Annotated in this window: 15 protein-coding genes and 1 pseudogene; all 16 read right to left on the reverse strand. The window is 46.9% G+C overall.

Annotated features, from left to right (window positions below; translation table 11 throughout):
- On the reverse strand, nucleotides 1–2,105 hold a 2,105-nt coding region (mutL, locus tag QZ371_RS06130; RefSeq protein WP_295210686.1), incomplete at its 3' end, for a DNA mismatch repair endonuclease MutL.
- A gap of 24 nt (nucleotides 2,106–2,129) precedes the next feature.
- Nucleotides 2,130–2,476: pseudogene (locus QZ371_RS06135) on the reverse strand (TIGR04076 family protein).
- Nucleotides 2,477–2,485: 9 nt separating this feature from the next.
- Nucleotides 2,486–5,101, reverse strand: coding sequence for a DNA mismatch repair protein MutS (mutS, locus tag QZ371_RS06140; protein WP_295210688.1), 2,616 nt, complete (start codon nucleotides 5,099–5,101; stop codon nucleotides 2,486–2,488).
- 147 nt (nucleotides 5,102–5,248) lie between these two features.
- Nucleotides 5,249–5,659, reverse strand: coding sequence for a YlbF family regulator (locus QZ371_RS06145; protein WP_295210690.1), 411 nt, complete (start codon nucleotides 5,657–5,659; stop codon nucleotides 5,249–5,251).
- 17 nt (nucleotides 5,660–5,676) lie between these two features.
- Entirely contained in the window at nucleotides 5,677–7,077 is a 1,401-nt protein-coding gene (gene miaB / locus QZ371_RS06150; RefSeq protein ID WP_295210692.1) for a tRNA (N6-isopentenyl adenosine(37)-C2)-methylthiotransferase MiaB, read from the reverse strand.
- 145 nt (nucleotides 7,078–7,222) lie between these two features.
- A complete protein-coding gene (locus QZ371_RS06155) occupies nucleotides 7,223–7,972 on the reverse strand; it encodes a hypothetical protein (RefSeq protein ID WP_295210694.1) in 750 nt (249 codons plus the stop codon).
- A 242-nt stretch (nucleotides 7,973–8,214) separates the two neighbouring features.
- Nucleotides 8,215–8,553 carry a phosphoribosyl-ATP diphosphatase gene (gene hisE, locus QZ371_RS06160; RefSeq protein ID WP_295210695.1) on the reverse strand — a complete coding sequence of 113 codons (339 nt, stop codon included), beginning with the start codon at nucleotides 8,551–8,553 and terminating at the stop codon, nucleotides 8,215–8,217.
- 2 nt (nucleotides 8,554–8,555) lie between these two features.
- The gene (hisI, locus tag QZ371_RS06165) at nucleotides 8,556–8,909 is read right to left on the reverse strand and encodes a phosphoribosyl-AMP cyclohydrolase (protein WP_117863226.1); all 354 of its coding nucleotides are present in this window, start codon (nucleotides 8,907–8,909) and stop codon (nucleotides 8,556–8,558) included.
- Nucleotides 8,909–9,286: an SdpI family protein gene (locus QZ371_RS06170; protein ID WP_295210698.1), complete on the reverse strand. Its 378-nt coding sequence runs from the start codon at nucleotides 9,284–9,286 to the stop codon at nucleotides 8,909–8,911. The genes hisI and QZ371_RS06170 overlap by 1 nt, the downstream gene beginning before the upstream one ends.
- Nucleotides 9,287–9,291: 5 nt before the next feature.
- Nucleotides 9,292–10,047: an imidazole glycerol phosphate synthase subunit HisF gene (gene hisF / locus QZ371_RS06175; protein WP_295210700.1), complete on the reverse strand. Its 756-nt coding sequence runs from the start codon at nucleotides 10,045–10,047 to the stop codon at nucleotides 9,292–9,294.
- 1 nt (nucleotide 10,048) lies between these two features.
- Nucleotides 10,049–10,663 (reverse strand): imidazole glycerol phosphate synthase subunit HisH, encoded by a 615-nt coding sequence (hisH, locus tag QZ371_RS06180; protein WP_295210702.1) that lies wholly within the window; start codon nucleotides 10,661–10,663, stop codon nucleotides 10,049–10,051.
- Nucleotides 10,664–11,242 carry an imidazoleglycerol-phosphate dehydratase HisB gene (gene hisB / locus QZ371_RS06185; RefSeq protein ID WP_295210704.1) on the reverse strand — a complete coding sequence of 193 codons (579 nt, stop codon included), beginning with the start codon at nucleotides 11,240–11,242 and terminating at the stop codon, nucleotides 10,664–10,666.
- A 23-nt stretch (nucleotides 11,243–11,265) separates the two neighbouring features.
- Entirely contained in the window at nucleotides 11,266–12,555 is a 1,290-nt protein-coding gene (gene hisD / locus QZ371_RS06190; RefSeq protein ID WP_295210706.1) for a histidinol dehydrogenase, read from the reverse strand.
- Between the two features lie 30 nt (nucleotides 12,556–12,585).
- Nucleotides 12,586–13,221, reverse strand: coding sequence for an ATP phosphoribosyltransferase (gene hisG, locus QZ371_RS06195; RefSeq protein WP_295210708.1), 636 nt, complete (start codon nucleotides 13,219–13,221; stop codon nucleotides 12,586–12,588).
- Between the two features lie 19 nt (nucleotides 13,222–13,240).
- Nucleotides 13,241–14,440, reverse strand: a complete 1,200-nt coding sequence (gene hisZ / locus QZ371_RS06200) for an ATP phosphoribosyltransferase regulatory subunit (protein WP_295210710.1) — start codon at nucleotides 14,438–14,440, stop codon at nucleotides 13,241–13,243.
- A 381-nt stretch (nucleotides 14,441–14,821) separates the two neighbouring features.
- Nucleotides 14,822–19,300 carry a PolC-type DNA polymerase III gene (locus QZ371_RS06205; RefSeq protein WP_295210711.1) on the reverse strand — a complete coding sequence of 1,493 codons (4,479 nt, stop codon included), beginning with the start codon at nucleotides 19,298–19,300 and terminating at the stop codon, nucleotides 14,822–14,824.
- Between the last annotated feature and the right edge of the window lie 13 nt (nucleotides 19,301–19,313).

The following is a 19,313-nucleotide window of genomic DNA, read 5'->3' on the forward strand; positions in this document are numbered from 1 at the left end:
CGTCTGAACTGTTTTTCTATATCACGTTTTGTAAGGGTTATCATAACAGGTCTGCCGTGGGGGCAATACCTAATATTTTCCTGCCCGTAAACTGCGTTCACAAGGGCTTGAAGCTCTATACCGCTGTTTGTGTCGTTGGCCTTTATTGCCGCCTTGCAGGCAACGGAATGATAAAGGTCGTCAAATATCTCAACCTGCGGATTGAGCTTGTTTTCGATAAAATTCTTAGCAAGGTCGCTGACGATATCCGCAGGGTTATCATCGCCTAAGATTATTGGCACGCCCTTGACGGCGACTGTCGGCGCAACGTCCGCTTCTATCTCAAAACCAAGCTGAGAGACCTTATCAAGATTTGCGGTCAGAGCGTCATACTCATCATAGGAAAGCAGAACCATAAAGGGCTCCAAAAACATCTGCGTTTCAAGCTGGTTTGCGTCGTTTTTTATCTTCTCGAAAATATATCTTTCGTGGGCGGCGTGCTTGTCCATAAGTATCATTTCATCGCCCACCTGTGCCACAACGTATGTCTTAAAAAGCTCGCCGATAACAACAGGCTTCGGCTTTTCGGGCTCTTTCTCCTCAACAATGACTGTGCGCTTCTTTGTGAAGCTTTCAGAGTCGATGAACTTGAAAGCCTCGGGCTTTTCCTCTTCGGGGTCGTCTGGGAGCGGTATCTCGCTGACCGCCCTGTTTATCTCCTCGACTGTTATTTTGTGAGGCTTAGGGTTGGGGCAGGATATCTCATTCATCGCAGGTGCTTTGCTCTCCTGCGCTTTTTCAAGGCTTGCAAGGAACATATCATCACTGCCGCTGAGCTGGTCTTTTTCCTGCTGTGGGATACTTCGCTCCTCAACAGTTTTAAGCGTTTGTTGAGGCTGAACAGCCTTTGTCTCCTCCCTCGGTGCAGGCTGAGCAAAATTGCTTTGTGCAGGCTTCGGCTGCGTTGGGTAATTAACAGGAGCATTATTCTCAGCCCTTTGAACAGGCTGAACGCTCTGCGGTTTTTCGTTATCCTCAACGCCGAATTTCAGCTGAACGCCCTTATCCTTTGTAACGCCGAAAAGCTCGCTTGGTGTGAAATTGTGCTTGCTTTCAAGCTTCATTTCATTTGGCTTGTCGTTTTTCATCAGCGAATTTTTCACCGCAAAGAACACCGCTTCGTGCATAAGCTTCTCGTCAGAAAATCGCACTTCTATCTTTGTGGGGTGGACGTTCACATCTATCGTGTTGGGCGGAATGTCGATATAAAGCACGCAAGCGGGGAACTTGCCCGTCATAAGCAGATTTCTGTACGCCTCTTCGATTGCGGCGGCGCAGGCTCTTGACTTGACGTATCTTTTATTCACAAAGAAATTCTGAAAGCGCCTGTTGGGCTTTGCGCAGAGGGGCTTGACTGTATAGCCCGAAATGTGCATACCTTTCCAAGTGTAATCTACTTCAAGCATTGAATTTGCAAAATCTCTGCCATAAACCGAATACACCGCAGAATAGGTCTTGCCGTCTCCTGCGGTCAAAATCTCGACTTTATTATCTCTTATAAATTTGAAAGATATCTCGGGGTGTGAAAGGGTCAGCTTTGTCACAAGGTCGGCGGCAAAATTGCCCTCTGAAACGTCCTTTTTGAGAAATTTTAGTCTCGCTGGAACGTTGTAGAAAATATCCCTTACAACAAATGTTGTGCCATCGGGACAGCCGCACTCTTCGCAGGCTTTCTCGACTGTTCCCTCTATGACATAGTGCGTGCCGTAATCTTCCTCGGGACGCTTTGTGAGGACGTCCACCTTTGCGACTGCGCATATGGACGCCAGCGCTTCGCCACGGAAGCCCAATGTCATAATGCTGTCAAGGTCACGCTTTACCGATATCTTACTTGTTGCGTGGCGGAGAAATGCTGTTGGCAGGTCGTCCTTTGAGATACCCTTGCCGTTATCCGTCACTCTTATATAGGTACGACCGCCGTTTTTTATCTCAACGGTTATAACGTTCGCACCTGCATCAATTGCATTTTCAAGAAGCTCTTTGATTATTGAAGCAGGTCTGTCGATGACTTCGCCTGCTGCGATAAGCTCGGAGACTTCCTTGCTCAGAACTTTTATTTCTGACATTTTTCTATCCTTTTCTATGGCTTACTATTTCCAGAAGCCGCCTGTATGAAAATTCTCTTTGCCCGTTGGCGTTGCCGTTATGCGAAATATCACGCAGCCATCGGGACAGACGATAGTCTTTAATACTTGCTGTCGCCGCCGATCTTGGTCAGATCACCGCCGCTGCGGACAGCTTCCATTATTGGATACAACATCATCATTGTTTTGCTGCATATCCCATAGCCGTCCTTATTGACAGGACAGCCATAGGTGCAGAAATATTTATCGCCTATCTCTTCGCCGTTGCGGCAATAGTTTTCAGTATGATCGCCACGGAGAAAGCCCGTGACCTCTATCTCAAATTCGTACTCTTCGTCATACCACTTTTTCATTGCGTTCACCTAAACGTATCTCAGCAAGTCCTTTACAAAGTCACGTAGCTCGCTGTTGGTCATTTCGTCGACATTAGTTTTTCTCAGCCTGTCGGTGACGATACTGTCGCTTATCTTGTCAAAGGATATCTGATCTGTTTCAAGCTGCTGTGCGGCAAGTCTTGCCTTTTTGTTCTCGGCTTCAAGCTGTTCAAGCAGCTCCTTTGCTCTGTTTATTATCTTGTTCGGCAGTCCTGCAAGCTTGGCAACTTCAATACCATAGCTTTCATCAACTCCGCCAGGAACGATTTTACGCAAAAACTTAATGCTGTCGCCCTGTCTTTTAACTGCAACGGAGAAATTTCTCACGCCGTCAAGTTCTTTTTCAAGGCTTATAAGCTCGTGATAATGTGTTGCAAAAAGGGTCTTGCAGCCCATTGATCTGTTTGTGGAGATATATTCCGAAACAGCTCTTGCAATGGAGATACCGTCAAATGTGGAGGTACCTCTGCCCACTTCGTCAAGGATAACAAGGCTGTTTTTCGTTGCGTGCTTGACGATATCCGCAACTTCGCTCATCTCCACCATAAAGGTAGACTGGCCTGCGGTGAGATCGTCAGAAGCGCCGATTCTTGTGAATATCTGATCCACAACGGAGATCTTAGCATAGTCGGCAGGAACAAAGCAGCCTATCTGCGCCATAAGTGTGATAAGCGCCACCTGTCGCATATAAGTCGATTTACCCGACATATTCGGGCCTGTAATTACAGCCATTCTGTTGTTTGTCAGATCAAGGTATGTGTCGTTGGGCACAAAAACCTCATCTTTTTGCATAAGCTCAACAACAGGGTGTCTGCCGTTTTTGATATCTATAACGCCGTCGATAGCGATCTCAGGCTTTGTGTAGTTATTGTTCACAGCCGCCGTTGCAAATGAGCACAGCACGTCTATCTGCGCCACAGCCGTTGCAGTTTCCTGCACAAGTCGCAGTTGAGTTGCAGCAAAGTCTCTTATTTCCGCAAAAATCTCCTGCTCCAGCGTTACTATCTTATCGCTTGCGCCCAAAATAGTGTTCTCAGCGACTTTCAGCTCGTCGGTAATAAAACGCTCGCAATTTGCAAGGGTCTGCTTTCTTATGTAATTATCCGGCACAAGGTCATAATATGATCTTGTTACCTCGATATAATATCCGAAAACTCGGTTATAGCCTATTTTAAGGTTCTTTATGCCCGTCTTTTCTCTTTCACGCTCGGCGATATCGTCGATTATGCCTTTGCCGCCTGAGATTATATTTCTCAATCCGTCAAGCTGCTCGTTGAAGCCGTCCTTGATAACATTGCCGTCCTTGACATTGACAGGCGGTTCGTCCACAATTGCGTTTTCAACAAGGTTTGATATTGCTTCAAGTGTGGATATCTTCGAGTTGCAGGCGCAGATAAGCTTTGAATCAAAGCCTTTGAGTATCTCCTTCACCTGCGGCAGCTTCAATGCTGTCAGCGAAAGTGACTTCAAGTCTCTCGGGCTGGCGGTCTTATACATTACCCTTGTCATAAGTCTTTCAAGGTCATAAACACCGCCAAGAATTTCTTTAAGCTCGCCCAGCGCAACAGGGTCTTTTGTGAGCTGTTCGACTGCATTGAGCCTATCGATTATCTTTGTAGGATTAACAAGCGGCTGCTCGAGGAATGATTTGAGCATACGCTTGCCCATTGAAGTTTTAGTGTGGTCGAGCACCCAAAGCAGCGAGCCTTTTTTCTCTTTATTCCTAAGCGTTTCCGTAAGCTCAAGGTTGCGCCTTGCTGTGAAACCGATAGTCATAATAGGGTCGGCGTCGTGTCTTATTATCTCGGAAAATCTGCCCACGAGAGCTTTCTGCGTATCGTGGATATATGCAAACAGACCGCAGACAGCAAATGCCGAAACGCTGTCGGGCTTTACGCCGATTGATTCAAGGCTGTTGGTAGAAAACTGCTTTAACACCTCTTCTGTATGTATAAGCGGCGAAAAGTCGTTCTCTTCAAGAAGCTGGACGCTGGTCTTGAGCTTTTCTCTTATAAAACTTGAAAGCTCTTTATATGACAAAAATGCGTCGTTTATAAGTATCTCAGATGGAGAAAATCTTGAAAGCTCGTTGATAGCGGCGTTGGTCATTTCCTTGCCTGCAAATTCGAACAGGTGTACCTCGCCCGTTGAGATATCCGCAAGACAAAGGGCGCTTTCCTTTGCCCTCATATAAAATGCGCAGATGTAGTTATTGGTGGTCTCGTCGAGCATACTGCTTTCAATAAGCGTACCCGGTGTGACAACTCTTATTACCTCTCTCGGCACAATGCCCTTGCAGGAAGCAGGGTCCATCGTCTGCTCGCAGATAGCGACGTTATAGCCTTTTTCGATAAGCTTTTTCAGATAAACGTCGCAGGCGTGATGAGGCACGCCGCACATCGGCGCTCTCTCCTCAAGTCCGCAGTCACGGCCTGTCAGGGTCAGCTCAAGCTCTCTCGAAGCTGTGATAGCGTCGTCAAAAAACATTTCGTAAAAGTCGCCCAGCCTGTAAAAAAGTATGTGATTTTTATATCTATTTTTGACCTCAAAATACTGCTTCATCATCGGTGACAGTTTTGAAAAATCTATATCTTTGGTTTCCACTTGAACTCACTCCGATCTAAAATTAATTGTGGGTGTTCGCCTTAACGTCTTGATATGATAAAAACGATCTGCCCCAACCCGCAAGCTTTTCCTTACAGATTCGGGCAGACGGGGGATAGACGTTCCCCTGCCTAATATTGCCTTAAATTAGTGGCAGCCGCCGCAAGATGAACAGCTTCCTGAGCAGCTATGTGGTGCTTCCTCTGGGCAAGTCATCGGGTCTTCGCCGTTTGCAGCCATTGAGATGATATAGTTTACAGAGCCGAGAAGCTTATCCATAACTTCCTTTGCCTCGTTGAATGCGATCATCTTAGGCATTGCCATGATCTCGTCATAAAGGCCTCTGATCTGATCGTCCAGCTCCTTCATCTTCTCGCCGTCCTTATCAGGCTTCTGCATTTCAACGCTGAGCTGCGATCTGAGCTGATTGAACTCGCCGATCTTGTTCTGGATCTCAACGTCAGTATCGTTCATTGTGCAGGCTTCCATATAAGCCTTGTATCTTTCGTCTTCCTGGATAGCTTTTCCAAGCTGTCTTGTCATTTCAATTACAGTCATAGTAATTCTCCTTTGATTTATTTATCTTCAACAAGTTCGCCCATAAGCGCCCAGTTCATTGCCTTTGTAATGCGGACTTGTATGAATTGACCAATGTATTTTTTGTCGGCTTTGACCTCAACGATGATATCCTCATCGTTCTTTCCTGTAAGATGGTCAGAGCCAGTTCTGCCCTCGCCTGTCGGCAAAACCGTCACCACTCTGCCCACAAATCTCGAGAGCCATTCTGAGGACACTTCTCTCTGCTCAAGCAGCAGCTCTCTAAGCCACAAGCCTTTTTGCTTATCTGAGATATTATCCTCCATTTCGGCAGCCTTTGTGCCGCTTCTTCTTGAATAAACGAATGAATAGATGTTATCGTACTTGACCTTTTTGATAAGCTCTTTAGTCTCGCAGAACTCCTCATAAGTCTCACCGGGGAAGCCCACGATCAGGTCAGTCGTGAATGAGAACTCGGGGTCTTTCGCTCTTGCATAGTCGATTATTTTGAGATAATCCTCTGCGGTATAGCGGCGGTTCATTGCTTTGAGTATCCTGTCCGAACCAGCCTGAACAGGCAAATGCAAATGCTTGCAGACCTTTTTGCACTCGAGTATTGCGTCAATAAGCTCGTGACTTGCGTCCTTGGGGTGGCTGGACATAAACCTAATGCGGAAATCCCCGTCGATCTTGTCAATCTCTCTCAAAAGCTGCGGAAAGCCATAGCTATACGAATTGACGTTCTGACCCAGCAGAGTTATTTCCTTATAGCCGTTTTTCACAAGTGCCGAAACTTCTGCGATGACCGATTCGGGCTTTCTGCTTCTTTCTCTGCCACGAACATAAGGCACGATACAGTATGTGCAGAAGTTGTTGCAGCCATACATTATCGGCACGAAAGCTCTTATCTTATCGTCACGGAGCTGGAGGAAATCCTCATTTATATCAACGTGGTTTTCTGACAGATTGAATATTCTGTCGTGCTTCGAGATTATATCCCACAACATTCTGTACATATCGTTATAAGCGAACGTGCCAAAAACAAGGTCTACCTGTCGATAGGTCTTTTTTATCTTCTCGGCAACGTGCTTCTGCTGAGCCATACAGCCGCAGATACCGATAATAAGCTCGGGGTTATTCTCTTTAAGGTGTTTTAGATCGCCTATCCTGCCGAAAACTTTGTCCTCGGCGTTTTCTCTGACGGCGCAGGTGTTGTAAAGGATAAACTGAGCCTCGTTCACGTCCGTGGTGAACCCATAGCCCACCTTTGAAAGCATACCCTTTATCTTCTCGCCGTCGCTGACATTCTGCTGGCAGCCATAGGAATGGACAAGCGCCAACGGCTTGTGACCGCAGGTCTTTTCATACTCTTCCGACCAGCCGCAGAGCCTTTGGGTGATCTCTTCATTGCTTATCATTTCAGAAATTTTATCTGTCATCAAAATCCTCATTTCACATCAAACATTCTTTTTAATTATAAAGCTTTTCGCTAATATTGTCAACCGTTATTTTGTTAATTTTGCATAAGGCTGTCGGTTATGGGAAAAAGAAAGGAGACCCGAAGGTCTCCATATATCGGCACGCTTATTCTTCGTTTTCCTTGACCTCTTCCTGTCCGCAAGGTTCTTCAAGGCCTCTCGGGAAAAATTCCACAGTCGGGAATGCGATCTTCTCGAACATTTCGCAGGGGCTTCCGCTGTTTGTTGAACATTCCTTGCCCGGCACGCAGTAATCATAAACAGGCACCATAATGGGCACAGGTCTTGAAAGCTGGATAATTGCGAAAAGTCCGATAGTGATGAGCACGTTTTTGTCCTCGCTCGGCAAAGGCTCGGCGACAAGTTTTGCGTCAAGACACATCGGCGCTGCAACGCTTACGGAAGCGCAAGGCATTGCCGCCGTGCAGCAACAGCAGGAGCAGCCGCTTGTGGGTGATGTGGTGACAGTCTGATTGCCATCGCAGGTGGAAAATCTCTGGGTTCCGCCGTCGCTGCCGAAAAGAATGACTTTCTTTGTGAAAGTAGCCGTGCCGTACAATACTGTCGGCGCTGCCCCTGCGGCTTCATAAGCTTCTATCTGCGCTCTGAAAGTATAAGTAACGTCCACCGCATAAAAGCCGTGATTGAATGCCACAGGTGATATGGCAAAGCTAACGTCCGTCACGTCGATACAGGTGCTCTTGATATACGCCGCATTATTGATCGTCGTCTGATCGGCTTCTTCAAAGGTAAATTCAAGGTCCTCAAGACAATCCTGCGACGAGCAGGAATCGAACACACGCATTGCTTCGATACACATTGCTTCCTTGAAAGGTTTGCTGTTAAAATCGCTCATAGTAGTTCCTCCTATAAAATCATTTCATACGGAAGTTTTTTTACTTCGCTATATTCTATTCAGCAATGGCCTTTTGTGTGCGCAAATTTGTGAAAATCCTCACCGTGCAGCAAAAAAGCCCTGCGCAGAACGCAGAGCTTTGAGGTAGTCACAATCCACTTAGATAACAAATTAACGTGATTTGTAGGGGACGGCGTCCTCGACGTCCCATTGATCGTTGCGCTTAATCAGCAATTATCATATCAGGTATTCTTATCTACCTGATGGAATTTCTTGAGATTTCCTATCTTCTCGTTTCTTTCATCAAGCACCTTTTCAACATCAGACCACTCGAGACCTTGATTAGCCGCAAGCACCATAACGTGATAGAGCAGGTCGTTGATCTCGTTTTTCAGCTCGTCATTATCGCCGTTCTTTGCAGCGATAACTGTTTCGGTGGCTTCCTCACCCACCTTCTTGCATATCTTGTCAACGCCCTTATCAAAAAGATAAGCTGTATAGCTGTTTTCCTGCGCCTGACCTGCTTCATAGTCAGCCTTGCGCTGTTTTATTACCTCGAAAATTTCCTGATAAACTGTCATTTTTATTCTTCCTCCGTGTTATATATCTCATTGAAAAAGCAGCTGTAAGAGCCTGTATGGCAGGCAGCTCCCGTCTGCTTTACGTTAAGGAGCAGGGTGTCGTTATCGCAGTCTGCATAGATAGAAACTACCTTTTGCAGATGACCGCTTGTCGCACCCTTGTTCCAATATTCCTGTCTCGATCTGCTCCAATACCAAGTGTAGCCTGTTTCAAGTGTTTTCTTGAGGCTTTCCTTATTCATATAAGCAAGCATAAGCACAGTCTTTGTGTCAACGTCAAAGGCTATCGCAGGGGTGAGCTCGCTTTTTACGAAATACTTGTCGAGATCGTTTATGTCAACTTTTATTGGGTTCATTATTTGTCCTTTCTGTTGCCGTCTTGGTCGAAATTATCTTTGAGTGCTCGTTCTGTTGGTACTATCGTCCAGCACAAAATTACTGCTTGTATCACTTCAACTATGCACATTATTACAGTCGCCTTGCCGCTGCCCATAAAGAAATACGGAATACAGACCAATGCCGAAATTATCGTCATGACCGCTCCGACTTTGACCCACAGACGTCCGCAATAATTGTGTGCGTAATCCCATGTTTCCTGATTTTTCATCGACATAGCAGTACGGTAACCCACCAAGCCGTTGATATCTTTCGGTGTATGCTTATACATCAGATAGCCGCACAATATCATAAGCACGGGTATAAATAACGTAAACACGATATTGAACACAAGCATTATGCTCACCTCACAATGATACCCTTGCTCCTGCAATCGTCCTTTACCTGCTGTACTGTCAGCTCTTTGAAGTGGAAAAGGCTTGCCGCAAGAGCTGCCGAACAGTCCGTTTCAAGAAAGGCTTCCGCAAAGTCTGAAAGCTTTCCTGCTCCGCCGCTGGCGATAACAGGTATCTTCACTGCACTGCACACGGCTTTCAGCATAGGCAGGTCAAAGCCGCCTCTTACGCCGTCTGTGTCGATAGAGTTAAGGCATATCTCCCCTGCGCCAAGCTGTTCGCACTTTTTAACCCAGTCGATAAGATCAATGCGCATATCAACTCTGCCGCCGTTTATGTAAACTGTCCACTTGTTGTCGCCGACTTTTTTAGCGTCAACGCCCACGCAAATACATTGGCAGCCGAAAATATCAGCGCCGTCCTTTATAAGCTGTGGGTTCTGAACAGCCTGCGAATTGACTGATACCTTGTCTGCTCCTGCACGGAGAGTGTCTCTGATATCGTCAACAGTCTTTATTCCGCCGCCGACGGTCAAAGGCACAAAGACCTTTTTTGCAGTCTCACGGACAACGTCAAGCATAACGCCTCTGCCCTCGTGGGAAGCTGTGATATCATAAAAAACTATCTCGTCCGCACCTTGAAGATTGTATTCATATGCACATTCAACAGGGTCGCCGACTTCTTTGATACCCTCAAAATTCACGCCTTTTACTACCTTGCCGTCACGAACATCAAGGCAGGGGATTATTCTTTTTGCAAGCATATCATTCTACCTCCTGTGACATTTTAGCAAAGTTTTCAAGTATTTTAAGACCCGTCTTTCCGCTCTTCTCGGGGTGGAACTGGCAGCCGAAAATGTACTTTCCGTCCGATACCACCGCAGGAACTTTCGAGCCATACTCGCAGTAGGCATAAAGATTTTTGTTATCGCAAAAAGCCTTGTATGAATGCACGAAATAAACATATTCATCATCGCCAAGCCCATTGAAAAGCGGACAGTCGTGATTATACACGAGCTTGTTCCAACCCATATGCGGGATAACAAGCTGCGGCTCGTTTATCTTATCAACATAGCCGCCGATAAGGCCGAGACCTTTGCACTCTTCAAACTCATAGCTCTTGTCAAAAAGCAGCTGCATTCCAAGGCATATGCCGAGGAAAGGCTTTATCTTCGCCTGCTCCTTGATAGTGTCGATAAGGCCGCTGAGGCTAAGCATATTCATTGCCCAAGGAAACGCACCCACACCCGGCAGGATAATGGCGTCGGCTTTTTCGATATCCTCTTTCTTATCCGTCAGCTTGTTTTCAAAACCGAGATAGTCGAGAGCGTTTTTTACGGAAAAAATATTGCCTGCGCCGTAGTCGATTATTGCTATCATTTAAAGCACTCCTTTAGTCGATAATACCCCTGTTCCCGTTATTTTAACAGCGTCCTTGAGGGCGTGTGCAACGGCCTTGTACATTGCTTCTGCGATGTGGTGGTCGTTCTTGCCGTACTCCTCACGGATATGCAGGGTAATGCCTGCGTTGAAAGCAAAGGCTCTGAAAAATTCCTCTGTAAGGCAGGTATCATACTGACCAATCCTGTCGTCGTGGAACTCGCCGTTGAAAGCAAGGAACGGTCTGCCGCTTATATCCAGCGAGCAGAAAGCCAGCGCTTCGTCCATTGGCACGAAAGCCGAGCCGTATCTTGCAATGCCTGCCTTATCGCCCAAAGCCTGTGCGAAAGCCTTGCCGAGACAAATTCCCACGTCCTCGACTGTGTGATGTCCGTCAACATAAAGGTCTCCCGTACATTCCACTTCCATATCTATTCCGCTGTGCACGCCGAGAGCTGTGAGCATATGGTCAAAAAAGCCAATGCCCGTGTCAACGCTGACCTTGCCCTCGCCGTCAAGCTTAACAAAGACCTCAATATCGGTCTCTTTAGTTTTTCTTTTTATCTCCGCTGTGCGCATTTTTATCACCCTTATCAAATTGCTTAAAATCTTACCTTGATAGCGTTTGCGTGAGCTGTAAGTCCTTCCTTTTCAGCGATGAGCACGATATCGTCCTTTGCTTCTCTGAGTGCGTCCTCAGTATAATATGTAAAGCTTGAACGCTTCTCAAAGCTGTTTACTGAAAGCGGCGAGAAAAATCTTGCTGTGCCGCTTGTCGGCAGAACGTGGTTAGGGCCTGCATAGTAATCGCCGAGAGGTTCGGAAGCATACTGACCGAGGAAGATAGAACCGGCGTTGTCAAGTCTGCCAACGTATTCCATTGGGTTCTCGAACAGCACTTCAAGGTGCTCAGGGGCAAATCTGTTTGCAAGGTCGCAGGCTTCGTCCTTTGTGTTGCAGATGAGGATAGCACCGTAATTTTCAAGAGAGCTTTCGATGATCTCTTTTCTTGAAAGGCTCTGCACCTGTCTGTTTATCTCTTCGATAGTTCTGTCGGCAATGCTCTCGCTGGTCGTAACGAGGATTGCGGAAGCAAGCTTGTCGTGCTCAGCCTGTGACATAAGGTCAGCGGCAATGAACTTCGGGTTAGCCTTTTCGTCAGCCATAACAAGTATCTCGCTAGGACCTGCAACCATATCAATATCTACAACGCCGTAAAGAAGCTTCTTTGCAGTTGCAACATAAATATTGCCGGGGCCTACTATCTTGTCCACCTTTGGAATTTCTTCCGTGCCGTATGCAAGGGCTGCAATAGCCTGTGCTCCGCCGCTCATAAACACTCTGTCAACGCCGCAAAGAGCAGCCGCAACAAGGATATCTTTGTTAGGCGTGCCGTCCTTGAGAGGTGGCGTTACCATAATTATCTCCTTAACGCCAGCGATTTTTGCAGGAACGGCGTTCATAAGCACGCTTGAAGGATAAGCTGCTGTGCCGCCCGGAACGTAAAGACCGACTCTGTTAAGACCTCTTACCTTCTGACCAAGGATACAGCCGTTTTCCTTTGCGTTTATAAAGCTCTGAGACTTCTGTCTCTGATGAAAGTCAGTAATGTTTGCGATCGCATTGAGCATAGCGTCAACAAAGTCCTGATCTGCTTCCGTGAGTGCGTCGTTTATAACGTCTCTCGGAACTTCGTAATACTCGGGGAGCTTGCCGTCAAACTTTTCTGTATAAGCCTTGACTGCATTGTCGCCGCCCTCTCTGACGGTCTCTATTATCTCATTAACAACGGCTGTTACCTTCTTGTTGGTTTCGCCGCTTCTCTTTTCAAGCTGCTTGAAAAACTCAACTTCGTCCTTGCCGTTGACGAAAATTTTCTTGATATCTGCCATTTTCAAAACTGTCCTTTCCGTATATACAAACTACTTGTCGATATTCTCTTCAACAAGCTTTACAAAATTCTCGATCTCCTGCTGACGCATTTTCATACTTACCATATTTACGATAAGTCTTGCAGAGATAGGGCAAACGTCCTCGATGACTTCAAGGCCGTTCTCTTTAAGGGTGGTGCCCGTCTCAACTATATCAACGATTCCGTCAGCAAGTTCAAGGAGCGGTGCAAGCTCGACAGAGCCTTCTATCTTGATGATATCAACGTCCATACCCTTTGCTTCAAAGAACTTTCTTGTGATGTTCGGGTACTTTGTCGCAACTGTCTTGACGTCATAACCGCCATAGAACTTTGAGCCTTTCTTTGTTGCAAGGGCGAATTTACATCTTCCGAAGCCGATATCCACCAGCTCAAAGAACTTGCCCTGCATTTCCATAATGGTGTCCTTGCCCACAACGCCCATATCGCAGACGCCGTGCTCAACATATGTGATAACGTCGTTGGCCTTTGCCAAAACGACTTCAAGATTTCCGTCGGGAACAGGAAGAATAAGCTTTCTTCCCTTTTCTCTGATAGCTGTACAGTCAAAGCCTATCTTTTCAAGAAGCCCTACTGTATCCTTTTCAAGTCTGCCCTTTGTGAGAGCTATTCTAAGGGGTTTGTTCATTTTCACTTATCCTCCCGCTTTATATATCCTGCTCGTTTATCTCACTGCCCACAACGATGAGCTTCTTTATGCCCTTTGCTTTCGCATAGGCCTTTGTTTCTTCTTCGGTATTGAAGAGTGAGTTCTCCACCGTGAGACCCTCTCTTACAAGCTGCTGCGCATAAGCCATTGCTTCAACGACAAAGCCCTTTTCGCCGAACACAACAGCGTCCGCAGTTTTGAGCTTTGGTGCGCCGCCAAGCTTTTCGATATGCTTTGCAACAGAATCAACGTTCACGCCGAAGCCGACTGCCGGACAATCGTTATCGAATTCGCCAAGAAGCTTGTCATAACGTCCGCCCTTGAGCACCGACTGACCGACTTCTGAAAGATAGCCCTTGAACACGATACCTGTGTAATAGTCGGCGTGGCTCACGATACCAAGGTCAACGGAGATATTGTTCTCATAGCCAAGGCTTGAAAGTCTTGTGTAGACTTCCTTGAGGTTGTAAAGAATGCCTGTTATCTTATCGTCCGTGTAGATATCAGCAGCCTTGTCGAACACCTCGACGCCGCCGAAAAGTCTAGGCAGCTGCTTGAGAGCCGTTGTAACTTGATTGTCGCCGACTTCGTCCAGCAGGTCGTTGAGCGCAGGATAGTTCTTTGCGGAAATAAGAAGTCTTATCTCTTCCCTGACAGCTTCATCAACGTCAAGCTTTGCAACAAGCTCTTTGAAATAGCCGATGTGGCCTATCTCAAGTCTGAAATTCTCCTTATCAAAACTTGAAAGAGCTTCAACGGCTGTGCAGAGCACTTCGTAATCCGCTCTCTTTGAATTTGTTCCGCCGATAAGCTCGATACCTGCCTGCACGACTTCGTCAGAACGGCCTTTGAGAAGCGAATTGTTCTCAAAAATGCTCTGATTATAATAAAGTCTCAGGGGCAGAGTTGCGGACTTAAGTCTAGTTGAAGCAAGTCTTGCGATAGGTATAGTTGAATCGGGGCGCATAACGATAAGTCTGCCCTTTGAATCGGTGAGCTTATAAAGGCTCTCCTGCTGGAAGTTTCTCGAGCTTCCCATAAACAGATCGTAAAACTCTATTCCCGGTGTAACTACCTCGCTGTAACCAAAGCCTTCAAAAAGCTTTGCAAGCCTGTCCTCGACCATTCGTCTTGCAAGACAGCCCTCAAACAGCAGGTCTCTTGTTCCCTCAGGGGTTATAAGGTCGTATCTTTTCATATACTTTTTCCCTTCCTGTATATAAATTATAGATTTACGTTTTTAATGCTAACGCTGAAATTGCAACATTTTATATATTGTTTAAGAATGCTCAAACAAGTGGGACGTCGAGGACGCAAATTGTTGTGAACCTTGTCGAACAACAATTTTCCCCTACAAATGACGTAATTGCGTTGTTTTTTGTAGGGGCGAACATCGTTCGCCCATTGAATGTTGCTTTTGCGACAGTCAGCAGCAACATTCTGTGTCGCTTGGCAGCGTCATACTCGCTTCATCATAGTAAAGTGATAGCATAGTATCAACATAAATAAGTTTATCACACCTGCCCCTGTTTGTCAATAGTGCCGCAGGGGCGGAGTGTGAAATTGTACATTATAACTATCAGAACAGCGATATCTGATTAGATTTAGGCATATCGCCGAAAGCGCCATTCTTTTCAAGAGTCTCGATAACGGACTTTGAAACGCCGCTCTGCTGCTGGAACTCTTCGATAGAGATAAACTCGCCGTTCTGCGCCTTTTCATAGATGTTGATAGCCGCAGACTCGCCGACGCCGTTAAGCGAACAGAAAGGCAGTCTTATCTTGCCGTCCTCGATCTGATAGATCGTTGCGTGGGACTTTTTGATGTTGACAGGCAGAAACTCAAATCCACGGCAAAGCATTTCATTGACCAGCATAAGTATTTCAAGTACGCCGCTGTCCTTGCCCGTAACTTCGTCCTTCGGCTTGTTCTTGATCTCTTCGATCTTGTTTCTTACCATATATTTGCCCTTGAGCGCAATTTCTGCGTCAAAGTCCTCGCCCTTAACTGTGAAATATGTTGCATAGAAAGCCAGCGGTTCGTGTACCTTGAACCAGCAAAGTCTGATCGCCGCTGTAACGTATGCGGCTGCGTGGGCTTTCGGGAACATATACTTGATCTTCAAGCAGCTGTCGATATACCATTCAGGCACATCGTGATCTCGCATATCCTGCTTCATTTCTTCGGTGAGAAGTTTTGGCGCTTTGCCCTTACGGGTTATCTCCATTATCTTGAACGACAGCTTTGGCGCAACGCCGTGATAAAGCAGATAGGTCATAATACTGTCACGAGTTCCGATAACGTTGGAGATATCGCAAGTGCCATTTTTGATAAGCTCCTGCGCATTGCCAAGCCATACGTCAGTTCCGTGTGAAAGTCCCGATATCTGCAAGAGGTCGGAGAAGTTTTTCGGCTGACAGTCAAGAAGCATTTGTCTAACGAACGGCGTGCCCATTTCTGGGATACCAAGTGTTCCCGTCTGACACATTATGTCCTCCTCCGTTACGCCGAGGGCTTCGGGAGAGGTGAAAAGCGAATAAACAGCAGGGTCTGACATCGGGCACTCGAGGATATCTCGTCCCGTGAACATTTCCAGATATTTATACATCGTCGGGTTATCGTGACCCAGCTCGTCAAGCTTCAAGATAGTATCGTGGAGTGAATGGAAGTCGAAGTGGGTGGTGACCATATCAGAATCCACTTTCTCCGCAGGGTGCTGAACAGGGGTGAAGTCGTAAACCTCGTAATCGCTGGGGATAACGACCATTCCGCCAGGGTGCTGAGAGGTCGTCCTCTTTATACCGCAGCAGCCAAGTTTCAATCGCTCGATCTCGGCTTTCGGAACAGTCTTGCCACGCTCGTCAAGATATTTCATAACGTAGCCGAAAGCGGTCTTTTCCTGTATCATACCGATAGTGCCCGCCTTGAAAACGTGATCTTCACCGAAGAGCACTTCTGTATATTTATGGGCTTTTGACTGATAATCGCCCGAGAAGTTAAGGTCGATATCAGGCGCTTTATCGCCGTCAAAGCCAAGGAACGTTTCAAATGGGATATCGTGTCCGTCACGGTGCATTTCCTTGCCACAGTTAGGACACTTCTTTGGCGGCAGGTCAAATCCCGAACCTACCGAACCGTCTGTGATAAATTCGCTGTGGTGACAATTAAGGCAAACATAATGGGGCACAAGAGGGTTTACCTCTGAGATACCCGACATCGACGCCACGAAGGACGAACCAACAGAACCTCTCGAACCTACCTGATAGCCGTTCTCGTTGGAGTTTGCAACAAGCTTCTGAGAGATCATATAAAGCACCGCAAATCCGTGCTTGATGATAGAGTCAAGCTCTCTTTTCAGTCGTTTGAAAACAAGGTCTGGGATATGGCCTTCAAAGTATTTTGAAACGTCAACGTCCTCGCCCTCGGGGACTTCTATTGTCTCGGGGTCGCAGTCGCCATAGATCGAGCAGCATTTTTTCCAGCATATATACTGGAGCTGATAAACTGAGCCTTCGATGAACGGCGTATAAGTGCCGTTAGGGAACGCCTTCAAATCGGGGTCGACCATATCGGCGACGTTATTTGTATTCGTCACAACGACCTCAAAGGCCTTTTCCTCGCCGAGATAGCTAAGTTCGTCAAGCATTTGGTTGGTGGTCTTTAAGTAAAGCGGCGGCTGATTATCAGCGTCTGGGAAGCCCATTGACGCCTGTATTATGGAACGGAACTTTGCGTCGCTCTTGTTCATAAAATGCACGTCGCCCGTTGCGCAGACAGGTATGCCAAGGTCTTGGCCAAGCTTCACAATAAAGCGGTTGATATCCTTGATATCCTCGGCGGTGTGTATCCTGTCATATGGCGGCTTTTCGGCGGTGAGCATAAACTTGTTGTTGCCGTCGGGCTGGATCTCGAGATAGTCGTAAAAGCTTGCGATCTGCTTGATATCCTCATAGCTTCTGCCCTCGAGGTACGCTTGAATTACCTCGCCACGCTCGCAGGCGCTTCCCAAAATAAGACCCTCTCTGTGCTTCACCAGCTCAGATTTCGGCACTCTCGGACGGCGCTTGAAGTATTTGAGGTTTGAATATGAAATGAGCTTATAGAGATTTTTAAGTCCCGTATTATTTCTCACAAGTATTATTTGGTGATAGGTGGGCTTTGCAAGCACTTGGCTGTCGTTAGCAAGGAGGCTGTTGAGCATATCCACCCTCAGCAGGAGCAGAGGGAACTGTTCTTCCAGCATTTTGCAAAGATTTATAAATATGCCGCCAAGGACTTCGGCGTCATCGCAGCCACGGTGGTGGTGGAAATCGCCAAGACCGAAATGCTCCGCCACGAAATTGAGCTTGTGCTTTTCTAGGTCGGGCAGCATAATCTGCGACATCGGTACTGTGTCGATAGAAGAATATTTAAGCTCGATACCCTGTCTTTTTGCGCAGGCGGCGATAAAGCCTGTATCAAACTGTGAATTGTGTGCAACGAGGACAGGATTGTCCCCGATGAACTCTTTGAATTTCAGCAGCGCTTCCCTTTCGCTGGCTGCGCCCTTGACCATATCGTCTGTGATATTGGTAAGATTTGAGATGAACTCGGGGATAGGTCTTTCTGGGTCAACGAACAGGTCGAACTTCTCCACGATCTCAAGGTCACGGAGCTTTACTGCGCCTATCTCGATTATCCTGTCCTCGTTAGGGTTCGTGCCCGTGGTCTCAAGGTCGAAACAGATTATCTCTTCACGGAGCTCTCTGTGGTCAACGCCACGGAATATCTTTTCATCGTTGTTGACTTCATATGACTCGATACCATAGAGCACCTTGAAATCTCCGCCGCCCTTGCGAATGCCTTGGCAAGCGCCGCCAGCGTCAGGATAGCCTTGAACGACGCCGTGGTCTGTGATAGCAAGCGCTTTGTGTCCCCAAGAGAAAGCCTTTTCAACAAGCTTGCCTGCCGGCGTCAATGCGTCCATCATAGACATATTCGTATGGCAATGAAGCTCGACACGCTTGTGTTCGCAGGTATCCTTTTCCTGCTCACGCTTTACAAGCATAATGCTTTCGGGCTTGAGGTTGACTGTGTGGTCGAAATCGTCCTCTTCAACTTCGCCTGACACAAGAATTGTCTTGCCTGCCTTCATATGCTCAAGCATAGCCTCGAGGACAGGTCTGCGCAGACCTTTGAAGTTTCTAAACTGCTTGTTTGAGCCTATCATCTTGATAGACATTGACGAAGTATAATCTGTAAAATTAAGGTGTGCGATAAGCATACCCGACTTTGTTTCTTTGGTCTCAACAGGGCCGAAAATATCGCCCCAAACAACAACTCGACCTCTGAAATCGGGCTCGATATCGGCAAGCTTCGTTACTCTTTCCTCAGAGCTTATTGGCGAACCGAGGAGCACGAGAGCGTCGTCACAAAGCAGCGAAAGCCTTGTGAAATCGACATTTGCGGTGCGAAACTCAACAGCCGCTCCGCTTGGTGCATTGGTGGTGACTGTTGGCTTTTTCTGCAATGAGGCAGGGTTTATCTGCGCCGCAGGGAGTGTCCTCAAAAACTCTTCCTGTTCGCGCTGGTGCTGCTGCATATCAGTTTCAAGAACACCCGTGAGCTTTATCTTAGCCTTGGTGGAGAAAAGCTCCATAACAAGGGCTGGGAATGCGGTCTCTATCCCTGCCTTTTTGAGCAGAGCTTCGCCGCCGTGCTTGATATCAACGGTGAAAACGCCGTTTTCCAGCACAGCTTCCGCATTGTCAAAAAATCCGTTCACAAGCGGAAATCTGCTTTTGAGAAACTTGCACAGTTCGGGAAAATATTCAGCGCACAGCATATCGGGGGTATACTTTGGCTGCAAAACGAACTTGTCCGCACTAAGGGCGGCTTTCATTTTCAGCTCAAACTCCGTCACGCTGTCAAAGGGCACAAGGTTCTCAAAAGCAGCCTGACAGGTCAGCGAGCGGTTATCCTCGCTAAAACCCAGCCGCAGTATTTTTCCCTTTTCGATCGCCCGTGGGATAAGCTCCTTATAATCTTCAAAGAAGCTTTCAATGGTGTATGTATTCATTTATGGTTTATCC

The organism is Ruminococcus sp. (genome assembly GCF_019423705.1).
GTDB lineage: Bacteria > Bacillota > Clostridia > Oscillospirales > Ruminococcaceae > Hominimerdicola.

What these genes read in the sequence shown, in the direction of transcription:
- QZ371_RS06145 (WP_295210690.1), bottom strand. Translation starts at nt 5,659, where the DNA reads ATGACTGTAATTGAAATGACAAGACAGCTTGGAAAAGCTATCCAGGAA.
- miaB (WP_295210692.1), bottom strand. Translation starts at nt 7,077, where the DNA reads ATGACAGATAAAATTTCTGAAATGATAAGCAATGAAGAGATCACCCAA.
- QZ371_RS06155 (WP_295210694.1), bottom strand. Translation starts at nt 7,972, where the DNA reads ATGAGCGATTTTAACAGCAAACCTTTCAAGGAAGCAATGTGTATCGAA.
- hisE (WP_295210695.1), bottom strand. Translation starts at nt 8,553, where the DNA reads ATGACAGTTTATCAGGAAATTTTCGAGGTAATAAAACAGCGCAAGGCT.
- hisI (WP_117863226.1), bottom strand. Translation starts at nt 8,909, where the DNA reads ATGAACCCAATAAAAGTTGACATAAACGATCTCGACAAGTATTTCGTA.
- QZ371_RS06170 (WP_295210698.1), bottom strand. Translation starts at nt 9,286, where the DNA reads ATGCTTGTGTTCAATATCGTGTTTACGTTATTTATACCCGTGCTTATG.
- hisF (WP_295210700.1), bottom strand. Translation starts at nt 10,047, where the DNA reads ATGCTTGCAAAAAGAATAATCCCCTGCCTTGATGTTCGTGACGGCAAG.
- hisH (WP_295210702.1), bottom strand. Translation starts at nt 10,663, where the DNA reads ATGATAGCAATAATCGACTACGGCGCAGGCAATATTTTTTCCGTAAAA.
- hisB (WP_295210704.1), bottom strand. Translation starts at nt 11,242, where the DNA reads ATGCGCACAGCGGAGATAAAAAGAAAAACTAAAGAGACCGATATTGAG.
- hisD (WP_295210706.1), bottom strand. Translation starts at nt 12,555, where the DNA reads ATGGCAGATATCAAGAAAATTTTCGTCAACGGCAAGGACGAAGTTGAG.
- hisG (WP_295210708.1), bottom strand. Translation starts at nt 13,221, where the DNA reads ATGAACAAACCCCTTAGAATAGCTCTCACAAAGGGCAGACTTGAAAAG.
- hisZ (WP_295210710.1), bottom strand. Translation starts at nt 14,440, where the DNA reads ATGAAAAGATACGACCTTATAACCCCTGAGGGAACAAGAGACCTGCTG.
- QZ371_RS06205 (WP_295210711.1), bottom strand. Translation starts at nt 19,300, where the DNA reads ATGAATACATACACCATTGAAAGCTTCTTTGAAGATTATAAGGAGCTT.